12 protein-coding genes are annotated in these 11,169 nt (G+C 76.8%); 7 read left to right on the plus strand and 5 right to left on the minus strand.

Annotated features, from left to right (window positions below):
- On the minus strand, window positions 1–343 hold a 343-nt coding region (locus GTR00_RS05615; protein WP_166610653.1), incomplete at its 3' end, for a MerR family transcriptional regulator.
- Between the two features lie 80 nt (window positions 344–423).
- On the opposite strand from GTR00_RS05615, the gene GTR00_RS05620 reads away from it, so the two are divergent.
- On the plus strand, window positions 424–933 hold the full coding sequence (locus GTR00_RS05620) for a DUF4188 domain-containing protein (protein WP_166610654.1): 510 nt from the start codon (window positions 424–426) through the stop codon (window positions 931–933).
- Window positions 934–943: 10 nt separating this feature from the next.
- Window positions 944–1,570, plus strand: coding sequence for a maltokinase N-terminal cap-like domain-containing protein (locus GTR00_RS05625; protein ID WP_166610655.1), 627 nt, complete (start codon window positions 944–946; stop codon window positions 1,568–1,570).
- Window positions 1,571–1,592: 22 nt separating this feature from the next.
- Here the strand turns inward: GTR00_RS05625 and GTR00_RS05630 are convergent, their stop codons facing one another.
- The gene (locus GTR00_RS05630) at window positions 1,593–2,339 is read right to left on the minus strand and encodes an IclR family transcriptional regulator (RefSeq protein ID WP_166610656.1); all 747 of its coding nucleotides are present in this window, start codon (window positions 2,337–2,339) and stop codon (window positions 1,593–1,595) included.
- A 90-nt stretch (window positions 2,340–2,429) separates the two neighbouring features.
- Between GTR00_RS05630 and leuC the strand changes: the two genes are divergently transcribed.
- From leuC to GTR00_RS05645, 3 genes are all read left to right on the plus strand, one after another.
- Entirely contained in the window at window positions 2,430–3,872 is a 1,443-nt protein-coding gene (gene leuC, locus GTR00_RS05635; RefSeq protein ID WP_166610657.1) for a 3-isopropylmalate dehydratase large subunit, read from the plus strand.
- 38 nt (window positions 3,873–3,910) lie between these two features.
- Entirely contained in the window at window positions 3,911–4,516 is a 606-nt protein-coding gene (gene leuD, locus GTR00_RS05640) for a 3-isopropylmalate dehydratase small subunit (RefSeq protein WP_166610658.1), read from the plus strand.
- A gap of 348 nt (window positions 4,517–4,864) precedes the next feature.
- On the plus strand, window positions 4,865–5,452 hold the full coding sequence (locus GTR00_RS05645; protein ID WP_166610659.1) for an HU family DNA-binding protein: 588 nt from the start codon (window positions 4,865–4,867) through the stop codon (window positions 5,450–5,452).
- Between the two features lie 121 nt (window positions 5,453–5,573).
- Here GTR00_RS05645 and GTR00_RS05650 read toward each other — a convergent pair whose 3' ends face one another.
- Window positions 5,574–7,106 (minus strand): helix-turn-helix domain-containing protein, encoded by a 1,533-nt coding sequence (locus GTR00_RS05650; RefSeq protein WP_166610663.1) that lies wholly within the window; start codon window positions 7,104–7,106, stop codon window positions 5,574–5,576.
- 104 nt (window positions 7,107–7,210) lie between these two features.
- Between GTR00_RS05650 and GTR00_RS05655 the strand changes: the two genes are divergently transcribed.
- Entirely contained in the window at window positions 7,211–8,212 is a 1,002-nt protein-coding gene (locus GTR00_RS05655) for an NAD(P)H-dependent glycerol-3-phosphate dehydrogenase (RefSeq protein WP_166610660.1), read from the plus strand.
- Window positions 8,213–8,257: 45 nt separating this feature from the next.
- Here the strand turns inward: GTR00_RS05655 and GTR00_RS05660 are convergent, their stop codons facing one another.
- The gene (locus tag GTR00_RS05660; RefSeq protein ID WP_323132237.1) at window positions 8,258–9,442 is read right to left on the minus strand and encodes a trans-sulfuration enzyme family protein; all 1,185 of its coding nucleotides are present in this window, start codon (window positions 9,440–9,442) and stop codon (window positions 8,258–8,260) included.
- 38 nt (window positions 9,443–9,480) lie between these two features.
- Here GTR00_RS05660 and GTR00_RS05665 point away from each other — a divergent pair, with 38 nt between their 5' ends.
- Window positions 9,481–10,644 carry a D-alanine--D-alanine ligase family protein gene (locus GTR00_RS05665; protein ID WP_166610661.1) on the plus strand — a complete coding sequence of 388 codons (1,164 nt, stop codon included), beginning with the start codon at window positions 9,481–9,483 and terminating at the stop codon, window positions 10,642–10,644.
- A 25-nt stretch (window positions 10,645–10,669) separates the two neighbouring features.
- Here the strand turns inward: GTR00_RS05665 and GTR00_RS05670 are convergent.
- A partial coding sequence (locus tag GTR00_RS05670; RefSeq protein ID WP_205705149.1) for a DUF3515 family protein occupies window positions 10,670–11,169 on the minus strand: 500 nt, incomplete at its 5' end.

The raw sequence follows: 11,169 nt of genomic DNA on the forward strand, positions 1-11,169 counted from the left end.
CGGCGTCCACCCGCCAGCCCGCGTCGGCGATCACCGCCGCGGCCAGCTCGGCGCCCGCGCCGGGGGCGGCGCGGGCGGCCAGCGCGTCGTGGGCGGTGCCCAGCGCGACGGGCAGGGGGGTCTCGGCGTCCAGGGCGGCCACCACCTCGCGCACGCGCGCCAGCGGCAGGCCGCCGACCTCGGCCAGGGCGCGCACCAGGCGCAGGCGCCGCACGTGGTCCTCGCCGTACTCCGCGCGCGTGGCCCCGGTGGCGCGGCCGGGGTGCAGCAGCCCCTCGCGCAGGTAGTACTTGATCGTCGGGACGGGCACGCCGCTCGCGGCGGCCAGGGCGGAGACGAGCACGGGGACCCCTTGACTGGATAGTTGCACTACCCAATGCTGGGTAGCAGAACTATCCAACCACTGCACCGAGGGGTCCCGCGATGGTCCGCACCGGCCGCACCACCCACGCCCACGACGGCGACGTCGTCGTCTTCCTCATCGGCATGCGCATCAACTCCCCGTGGCGCGTGCGGGCGTGGCTGCCCGTGCTGCTGGCCATGCCCGGGGTGCTGCGCGAGCTGGCCGCCCACCCCGAGCACGGTGCGCTCGGTGCCCGCACCTGCCTCGGCGCCGGCGGCCCCTTCGTCGTGCAGTACTGGCGCGACGCGGAGTCCCTGCACGCCTACGCCCACCTCGACGGCGGCCTGCACCGGCGCGCCTGGCAGCGCTTCAACGCCCGCGCCCGCGCCGCCCGCGGCGCCGTCGGCATCTGGCACGAGACCTACGCCGTGCCCGCCGGGCACCACGAGTCCGTCTACGTCGACACCCCGCCCCTCGGCCTGGCGGCCGCCACGCGCAGCGTGCCGGTGGCCCGCGGCCGCGAGCGCGCCGACCAGCGGATGCGGCTGCGCGGGGCCCACGACCACCCGCGCGAGGGCGCCAGCGCCTAGGGTGCGCGGCGTGGCCGTCATCCACCAGGCGCAGCTGACCCCCTCCAAGCTCGAGACGATCGCCGCGTGGCTGCCCGCGCAGCCGTGGTGCCCGCCCGGGGCGACCGGCCCCTCCGGCGCGGCCGGCGACCTGGAGCACGTGGGCGCCTACCGCTTCGACGACCCCGACGGCGAGGTGGGCGTCGAGGTGCACCTGGTGCGCGCCGCCGGCGCGCTGCTGCAGGTGCCGCTGACCTACCGCGGCGCCGAGCTGCCCGGGGCGCAGCGCCGGCTGGCCGGCACCTTGCAGCACTCCGTGCTCGGCCCCCGCTGGGTGTACGACGCGCTGGGCGACCCGGTGCACGCGCGGGCCCTGGACGCCGTCGCCCGCGGCCGTGCGCAGCAGGCCGCGCTCGTGCGGCCCGACGGCGCTCCGCTGCCCGCGCCGGCGGTGCGGGTGCGGGCCGGTGCGCCCGGCACCGGCGCCGGGCAGGGCGGTGCGCCGGCGGGGGTGGTCGACACCGCCACCGCCGAGGGGCTGGAGGTCGGGGTGGTGCGCGTGCTCGACGGCACCGCCTCCGCCCCGGCGGGGGCGGCCACGCTCACCGGCACCTGGCCGGGGCAGCGGGAGCCGGTGCTGCTGGCCTGGACGCGCTAGGGCGGGCGCGGCGGGGCCGGCCTCAGCCGCGCGCGCCGGCGGGCTGCGCGGGCACCTGCGCCGGGCGCAGGGCGGCGGTGAACGCCTCGGCGGTGGCGAGCACGGCGTCGGCGTGGCGCCGGCCGGGGTGGCGCCCGAAGCGCTCGGCGGGCCCGGAGACGGACACGGCGGCCACCACGCGCCCCGACGGCCCGCGCACGGGGGCGCTGACCGAGGCCAGGCCCGGTTCGCGCTCGCCGCTGGAGTGGGCCCAGCCGCGACGGCGCACCCCGGAGAGGGTGGCGGCGTCGAAGCGGGCGCCCATCAGCTCCACGGACAGCCGCTCGGGGTCGTCCCAGGCGAGCAGCACCTGCGCGGCCGACCCGGCGGCCATCGTCATGGACGCGCCCACGGGCACGGTGTCGCGCAGGCCGTGCGGGCGGTCGGCGGCGGCGATGCACACGCGGTGCTCGCCGTGGCGGCGGTACAGCTGCGCGCTCTCGCCGGTGGCGTCGCGCAGGGCGCCCAGCAGCGGGCCGGCGACCGCCACGAGCCGGTCCTCCCCGGCGGCGGCGGCCAGCTCGGCGTGCCGGGCGCCGAGCACGAAGCGGCCCTGCAGGTCGCGCCCGACGAGGCGGTGGTGCTCCAGGGCCACGGCGAGGCGGTGCGCGGTGGGCCGGGCCAGGCCCGTGGCCGTCACCAGCTGGGCCAGGCTGGCCGGGCCCGCCTCCAGGGCGGCCAGGACCTGCACGGCCTTGTCGAGCACGCCGACTCCGCTACTCTTGTCCACGAAGCGATACTGGCGTCTCAAGCACTGAGACGCAAGGACCGATGGACGTCCAGGCGCCGGGCACCCGGCGCGGACGGAGGGAGAGCGGACGTGGGACGCACGCTGGCGCAGAAGGTCTGGGACGAGCACGTCGTCCGGCGCGGGCAGGACGGCGAGCCGGACCTGCTCTACATCGACCTGCACCTCGTGCACGAGGTCACCAGCCCGCAGGCCTTCGACGGGCTGCGCCTGGCCGGTCGCGGGGTGCGCCGCCTGGACCTGACCATCGCCACCGAGGACCACAACACCCCCACCGCCGGCATCGACCTGCCCATCGCCGACAGGACCTCGCGCACCCAGATCGAGACGCTGCGCCGCAACTGCGCGGAGTTCGGCGTGCGCCTGCACTCCCTGGGCGACGCCGAGCAGGGCATCGTGCACGTCGTCGGGCCCCAGCTGGGCCTGACCCAGCCGGGCATGACGGTCGTGTGCGGCGACTCGCACACCTCCACCCACGGCGCGTTCGGCTCGCTGGGCATGGGCATCGGCACCAGCGAGGTCGAGCACGTGCTGGCCACCCAGACGCTGCCGCTGAAGCCGTTCAAGACGATGGCCATCACGGTGGACGGCACCCTCAAGCCCGGCACGACGGCCAAGGACGTCATCCTCGCGGTCATCGCCAGGATCGGCACCGGCGGCGGGCAGGGCTACGTCCTGGAGTACCGCGGCGAGGCCATCCGCGCCCTGTCCATGGAGGGGCGGATGACCATCTGCAACATGTCCATCGAGGCCGGCGCCCGCGCCGGCATGGTCGCCCCCGACGAGACGACCTTCGAGTACCTCCAGGGCCGCCCGCACGCCCCCACCGGCGCCGACTGGGACGCCGCCGTGGAGCACTGGCGCACCCTGCGCACCGACGACGACGCCGTCTTCGACGCCGAGGTCGTCCTGCACGCCGACGAGCTCGAGCCGTTCGTCACCTGGGGGACCAACCCCGGCCAGGGCGTGCCGCTGTCCGGCTCGGTGCCCGTGCCCGAGGAGGTCGGCGAGGACGGCGAGCGCCAGTCCGTCGAGCGCGCCCTGGAGTACATGGGCCTGGCCGGCGGCACGCCGATGCGCGAGATCGCCGTCGACACCGTCTTCATCGGCTCGTGCACCAACAGCCGCATCGAGGACCTGCGCGCGGCCGCGGACGTGCTGCGCGGGCGCACCAAGGCCGAGGGCGTGCGGGTGATGGTGGTGCCCGGTTCGGCGCGCGTGCGGCTGCAGGCCGAGGCCGAGGGCATCGACACCGTCTTCAAGGAGTTCGGCGCCGACTGGCGCCACGCCGGCTGCTCCATGTGCCTGGGGATGAACCCGGACCAGCTCGCCCCCGGCGAGCGCTGCGCCTCCACCTCCAACCGCAACTTCGAGGGCCGGCAGGGCAAGGGCGGGCGCACCCACCTGGTCAGCCCGCTGGTGGCTGCCGCCACCGCCGTGCGCGGCACCCTGTCCTCGCCCGCCGACCTCGAGCCGCTGCCCGGCCGGTCCGTGCCCGCCGGCGCGCTGGCCTGAGCGCCGCCGCCCCGCCCGACGACACCAGGAGCACCCCCGTGGAGAAGTTCACCGTCCACCGCGGCGTCGGCGTCCCGCTGCGCCGCACCGACGTCGACACCGACCAGATCATCCCCGCCGTGTACCTCAAGCGGGTCACCAAGACCGGCTTCGAGGACGCGCTGTTCGCCGCCTGGCGCGGGGACCCCTCCTTCGTGCTGAACCAGGAGCCCTACCGCGCCGGCTCGGTCCTCGTGGCCGGCAAGGACTTCGGCACCGGCTCCAGCCGCGAGCACGCCGTGTGGGCGCTGCGCGACCACGGCTTCAAGGCCGTGCTCGCCCCGCGCTTCGGGGACATCTTCCGCGGCAACTCCGGCAAGCAGGGCCTGCTGGCGGCCGTCGTGGAGCAGGGCGACATCGACCTGATCTGGAAGGCCCTGGAGGCCCACCCGGGCACCGAGGTCACCGTGGACCTCGTCGAGCGCGTCGTGCGGGTGGACGACTTCACCGCGCCCTTCGAGGTCGACGACTACGTCCGCTGGCGCCTCATGGAGGGCCTGGACGACATCAGCCTGACGCTGCGCCACGCCGACGCCATCACCGACTTCGAGGCGCACCGGCCTTCCTTCAAGCCCACCACGCTGCCCGCGCGCGCCGCTTCCTGAGCGCGCACCCCCCGGGGCCCCGCCCGGCGCTGCGCCGCAGCGCCGGGCGGGGCCCTCGTGCGTGGAGGCGTTGCGGCGCAACGCTTCCGCCGGCACCGCGCGCGGCCCCGGCCGGCCCGGTGCGGCGCCGCGGCGCTCCCGGGCGGCCGCGCGGAACCGACTGCGCCCCAGCGGCGCCGGCACCCGCGGGGGCCGAGTCGCTTGTGCCGCAACGGCTCACCGCCGCGCGTCTGGTGGACGGCGGTGATCGCGAGTCGTACCGTTTCCCCCGTCGGGCTCCCGCTCGGCCGCGCGCGAGGTGTCGCGCGAGCGTGTCACGGACGAGACGGACGCACCGAGGAGGGCCCCGTGAACAAGTCTGAGCTGGTCGAGGCGCTGGAAGCGCGCCTGGGCGGCAGGAAGCAGGCGACGACGGCCGTGGAGGCCATCGTCGAGACCATCACCGTGGCCGTGGCCAAGGGTGAGAAGGTCGCCATCAGCGGTTTCGGCACCTTCGAGAAGCAGGCGCGCAACGCCCGCACCGGCCGCAACCCGCGCACCGGCGAGGCCGTGAAGATCAAGAAGACCTCGGTGCCCCGGTTCCGCCCCGGCACCGCCTTCAAGGAGGTCGTCTCCGACACCAAGGCCCTGCGCGCGTACAGCGCCTCGCTGAAGGAGAAGAACGGCGCGGCGGCGGCCCCGGCGAAGAAGGCCGCCCCGGCGGCGGCGGGTGCGGCGGCCGAGGCGCCGGCGCGCACCACCACGGCCCGCAAGGCCGCCAGCCCCACCGCCACCGCCCGCGCCACGACGGGCCGCGCGAGCACCGCCACCCGCCCGGCGGCCGGCGCCGCGGCCACCACGACGGCCAAGAAGGCCGCCCCGGCGCGCACCACCGCCGCCAAGAGCGCCGCGGCACCGGCCAAGACGGCCGCGCGCCGCACCGCGAAGAAGGCCTGAGGCGGGTCTGCCCGCAGCGGGCCGGGAGCGCACCCGAGGGCGCCCGCGCGCGGGCGCCCCGCACGACGGCGAAGGCCCCCACCCGGGACGCGGGTGGGGGCCTCCGCCGTCGTGGCGGGCCTCAGTCGCGGAACGTCTCGATCCGCGCGCCCAGCGGGGTCAGCCGCTCGGCGAGCTGCTCGTACCCGCGGGCGATGATGTCCACGTTGCGCAGCACCGAGGTGCCCTTGGCGGCCAGCATCGCCAGCAGCACCACGACGGCCGGGCGCAGCGCCGGCGGGCACAGCACCTCCGCGCCCGACCAGCGCGTGGGGCCCTCCACCAGGACGCGGTGCGGGTCCAGCAGCTTCACGCGCGCGCCGAGGCGGTTCAGCTCGGTGAGGTAGATGGCGCGGTTGTCGTAGACCCAGTCGTGCACGGTCGTCGAGCCCTCGGCGCTGGCCGCGATGACCGCGAAGAACGGCAGGTTGTCGATGTTCAGCCCCGGGAACGGCATCGGGTGCACCTTGTCGATCGGCGCCTTCAGGTGCGAGGGGTGCACCGTGATGTCGACGAGGCGGGTGCGGCCGTTGGCGGCGCGGTACTCCTCCGAGAGGTCGTACTGCAGGCCCATCTCCTCCAGGATCGCCAGCTCGATCTCGAGGAACTCGATGGGCGCGCGGGTCACCGTCAGCTCGGAGTGGGTGACGATCGCCGCGGTCAGCAGGCTCATCGCCTCGACCGGGTCCTCCGAGGGGGAGTAGTCCACGTCCACGGAGATGTCCGGCACGCCGTGCACGACGAGGGTGGTGGTCCCGATGCCGTCGATGCGCACGCCCAGCTGCTCCAGGAAGAAGCACAGGTCCTGGACCATGTAGTTCGGGCTGGCGTTGCGGATCGTGGTGACGCCGTCGGTGCGGGCGGCGGCCATGAGGGCGTTCTCGGTCACGGTGTCGCCGCGCTCGGTCAGGACGATGGGGCGGCGCGGGCGCACCGAGTCGTCCACGGTGGCGTGGTAGTGCCCGGTCGTCGCCGTCACCGACAGGCCGAAGGGGCGCAGCGCCACCATGTGCGGCTCGACGGTGCGGGTGCCCAGGTCGCAGCCGCCGGCGTAGGGCAGCTGGAACTCGTCGTACCGGTGCAGCAGCGGGCCCAGCATCATGATGATGCTGCGGGTGCGCTTGGCGGTCTCGGAGTCCATCGCCGCCAGGTCCAGCGCCTCGGGCACGTCCAGCACGAGGTCGGCCTCGCCGACCCACTCGTAGCGCACGCCGATGCTGGCGAGCACGTCGAGGATGCGGTGGATCTCCAGGATGCGCGCGACCCCGCGCAGGGTGGTGCGGCCGCGGTTGAGCAGCGCCGCGCACAGCAGCGCCACGCCGGCGTTCTTGCTGGACTTCACCGCGATGCTGCCGGAGAGCTGGGTGCCGCCCTGCACGCGCAGGTGCGTGGGGGCGGGACGGCCGATCGAGACGAAGTCGTCCTGCAGCGCGTGCCCGACGCGCTGGAGCATGTCGATCGTGACGTTCTGCTGCCCCTGCTCCATGCGGTGCACGGCGCTCTGGGAGGTGCCCAGGCGCTCGGCCAGCTGCACCTGGGTCAGGCCGCGGTGCTTGCGCGCGTCGCGGATGAGCGTGCCGATCTGGGCGAGGTGGTCCCCGGTGGGCGGGGTCATCGGCTCGGTGGAGACTGCCATGCGCGCCACCGTATCTCACATGTGAGATAAACCGGGTCAAGCGCTGTCCTGCGGCGTGTCACGGTTGGCCTAGCGTGACACGGGTGCCCGACGTCCCCCCCTCCACCGCCCCGCGTGTCGCCGTCCTCGGTGCCGGCGCCTGGGGCAGCGCCTTCGCCCTCGTCCTGGCCGACGCCGGCTGCCGCGTGGCCCTGTGGGCGCGCCGCCCCGAGGTCGCCGACGAGGTGCGCGCCGCCCGCACCAACAGCGCCCGCCTCGGCGACGTGCGCCTGCCCCGCTCCGTGCACGCCACCGCCGACGCGGCCGAGGCCCTCGACGGAGCCGACCTCGTCGTGCTCGCCGTGCCGCTGCAGCGCCTGCGCGAGCGGCTGAGCGCCTGGCGCGCGCTGCTGCCGCCCGTGCCGCTGGTGTGCCTGGCCAAGGGCGTGGAGACCGGGAGCGGGCTGTTCGGCACCGAGGTCGTCGCAGAGGTCGTCGGCGCCGGGCCCGAGCGCGTCGTGGCCGTCTCCGGGCCCAACCTCGCCGCCGAGATCGCCCGCCGCCAGCCCGCCGCCACCGTCGTGGCCTGCGCCGACGAGCACGTCGCCCGGCGGGTGGCCGCCGCGTGCACCTCCCCGGCGTTCCGCGCCGAGACCAGCCGCGACGTCGTCGGCCTCGACGTCGCCGGCGCCGTCAAGAACGTCGTCGCCCTGGCCGTCGGCATCGCCGAGGGTGCCGGGCACGGCGCCAACGCCCGCGCCGCCGTCCTCACCCGAGGCCTGGGCGAGACCACCCGCCTCGGCCTCGCGCTGGGCGCCGAGGCCGCCACCTTCGCCGGGCTCGCCGGCGTCGGCGACCTCGTGGCCACCTGCGGCTCCCCGCTCTCGCGCAACCACCGCGCCGGCCTGGCCCTGGGCCGCGGCGCCCTCCTGCGCGAGGCCCTCGCCGCCGCCGGCGGCACCGTCGAGGGCGTCACCTCCGCGCCGGCGGTGCTGCGCCGCGCCGAGCGCGCCGGCGTGGCGCTGCCCCTGGTCGAGCAGGTGGCCGCGGCCGTCACCGCCGGGGCCGCGCCGCCGGACCTGGCCGCCCGCCTCGTGGGCTGCTGAGCGCCCGCCCCCCGCGCCGGCCCGACGGCCGGCGCGGGGGGCGGGTCAAGCCCGCCGCGCCGCGGCGTCCAGCGCGCGCGAGAGGTCCGCCCACAGGTCCTCCAGGTCCTCCACGCCCACCGACAGCCGCAGCAGCTCCTCGGGGACCACGCGCGGCTCGCCCGCGTGCCGGCGCCGCCGCTCGATCAGCGACTCCACGCCGCCCAGGGACGTCGCCGGCACCCACAGGCGCACCGCGTCCACGACCGCGTCGGCCGCCGCGGCCCCGCCGGCGACCTCGATCGAGACCAGCGCGCCGAAGCCGCGCATCTGCGCGCGCGCCAGCTCGTGGCCGGGGTCCTCCGGCAGCGAGGGGTGGCGCACCCGCGCCACCGCCGGGTGCTCGCGCAGGCGCAGCGCCAGCTCCGCCGCGCTGCGCTGGGCGCGCTCCAGGCGCAGCGGCAGCGTGCGCAGGCCCCGCAGCGCCAGGAAGGCCTCCATCGGCCCCGGGATCGCCCCGTGCAGGGTGCGGTGGCGCGTCACCGCCGCCAGCAGCTCCTCCGAGCGCGTCACCAGCGCGCCCAGCACGACGTCGGAGTGGCCCGAGAGGAACTTCGTCACCGCGTGCACCACGACGTCGGCGCCCAGGTCCAGCGGCCGCTGCAGCAGCGGGGTGGCGAAGGTGTTGTCCACCACCACCAGCGCCCCGCGCGCGTGCCCGGCCGCCGCCAGCGCCGCCAGGTCGGCCACCTCCAGCAGCGGGTTCGTCGGCGACTCCAGCCACAGCAGCACCGGCCCGTCCACCGCCGCCAGGCGCTCGCGCACGTCCGCCACGTCGGTGACGTCCACGTGCCCCACCCGCACCCGGCCCTGCTCGGCCAGCAGCGCCAGCACCGCGTGGGTGCCGTTGTAGGCCCCGTGCGGCACCAGCACCGTCGCCTCGGCCGGCACCAGGTGCAGCGCCGCGGCCACCGCCGCCATCCCCGAGGCGAACGTGCGCGCCGAACCGCCCTCCAGCGCGCCCAGCGCGCTCTCCAGCGCCGACCACGTGGGGTTGCCGAAGCGGCCGTAGCCCAGGCCGCCCTCGCCCATCGAGCCGCCGCCCACGTAGGTGGCGCTCAGGGACACGGGGGTGTTCAGCTCGCTGCCCGCCGCGCGCGGCGGGCGGCCGGCCACCACGGCCAGGGTCTCGGGGGACAGCTCGCGGGTCAGGTCGGGGGAGCCGGGGGTCGGCGCGTCGTTCGCAGGCACGGACGCACCCAACCACACCGCCGGTAGGGTGCCCGCCGATGAGCACCCAGGTCAGCGCCAAGCCGCGCGTCGCCGTCCTCTTCGGCGGCCGTTCCTCCGAGCACGCCATCAGCTGCGTGACCGCGGCCGGCGTGCTCGCGGCCATCGACCGCGAGCGCTACGAGGTCGTCCCCGTCGGCATCACCCGCTCCGGGCGGTGGGTGCTCGTGCCCGACGACCCGTCCCTCTTCGCCCTCGCCGACGGCAAGCTGCCCGAGGTGCCCTCCGCCGGCACCCGCGTCGCGCTCGTGCAGGAGGGCCCCGAGGGCGCGGCCCCCGGCGCGCAGGCCTCCGAGGGGGCGCTGCGCGCCCTCGACGAGCCGCCCTCGGGCGTGGCCGCGCTGCAGCGCGTGGACGTCGTGCTGCCGCTGCTGCACGGCCCCTTCGGCGAGGACGGCACCCTGCAGGGCCTGCTGGAGCTGTCCGACACCCGCTACGTCGGCTCCGGCGTGCTCGCCTCCGCCGCCGGCATGGACAAGCAGGTCATGAAGGTGCTCCTGCAGGGCGCCGGGCTGCGCGTGGGCCCCTGGACCAGCTTCCGCGCCGCCCGGTGGGCCGCCGACGAGGCCGCCTGCCGCGCCGAGGTCGACGCCCTGGGCTACCCCGTCTTCGTCAAGCCCGCCCGCGCCGGCTCCAGCATCGGCATCAGCCGGGTCGACGCCCCCGAGCACCTCGCCGCCGCCGTCGCCGCCGCCGCCGCCCACGACCCCAAGGTCGTCGTCGAGGCCGCCGTGCCCGGGCGCGAGGTGGAGTGCGGCGTGCTGGAGGACCCCGAGGGCGGTGAACCGCTCACCAGCGTGCCCGGCGAGGTCGAGGTCGTCGGCGGCCACGACTTCTACGACTTCGAGGCCAAGTACCTCGACTCCGCCAACGTGCGCCTGACCTGCCCGGCGGACCTGCCCGCCGACGTCGAGGCCGCCGTGCGCCGCACCGCCGCGCGCGTGTTCGAGGCGATGGGCGCCGAGGGCCTGGCCCGGGTGGACCTCTTCGTCGACCCCGCGCGCGGCGAGGACGGCGTCGTCGTCAACGAGATCAACACGATGCCCGGGTTCACCCCGCACTCGATGTTCCCGCGCGCGTGGGCGGCCAGCGGCCTGGACTACCCGCAGCTGGTCGACCACCTGCTGCAGCTGGCCCTGCGCCGGCCCACCGGCCTGCGCTGAGCGCGCCCGGCACCCCCGGGCGCGCTCACGCGCAGCTGCGGGTCTGCGGGATGGCCGCCACCGCGCCGGCCAGGTCCACCAGCGCGGCCGTGGCGTCCGCCGGGCCCAGCCCGTCCTCGAAGCGCACCGTCACCTCCACCGCCGGGTCGCGCCCGTAGGTGAGGAAGCGCACGGCGCGCTCGCCGCGGGCGTCCTGCACCCAGTCCACCGTCGTCGCCTCGTCCGGGCCCACCGGCAGGCACGGCTTCGTCGTCGGCCCCAGCACCGCCGCGCCGCAGCGCAGCACCACCCGGTCCCCGTCCCAGGCCGCCACTCCCGCCGCTCCCTGCGGCGTGCGCGCGGCGCCGTCCAGCTCCACCGGCAGCGCCCGCAGCAGCCGCGCGCACGCCGGGTCGCCGGCGCCGGGGGCCGCCTCCACGCCGCTGCGCCCGGAGGTGAACGCCCACGCCGCGGTGGCCGCGGCGGTGGCGGTGCTCGCGGCCGCCGCGGCGTGGGCGTTCACCTCCGGGCGCAGCGGCGTGGAGG

Origin of the sequence: Kineococcus indalonis, from assembly GCF_009906395.1 — a bacterium.
GTDB lineage: Bacteria > Actinomycetota > Actinomycetes > Actinomycetales > Kineococcaceae > Kineococcus > Kineococcus indalonis.

Bases quoted from the DNA above. Each gene is read 5' to 3' on its own strand.
- GTR00_RS05620 (WP_166610654.1), top strand. From the start codon at position 424: ATGGTCCGCACCGGCCGCACCACCCACGCCCACGACGGCGACGTCGTC.
- GTR00_RS05650 (WP_166610663.1), bottom strand. From the start codon at position 7,106: ATGACCCCGCCCACCGGGGACCACCTCGCCCAGATCGGCACGCTCATC.
- GTR00_RS05665 (WP_166610661.1), top strand. From the start codon at position 9,481: ATGAGCACCCAGGTCAGCGCCAAGCCGCGCGTCGCCGTCCTCTTCGGC.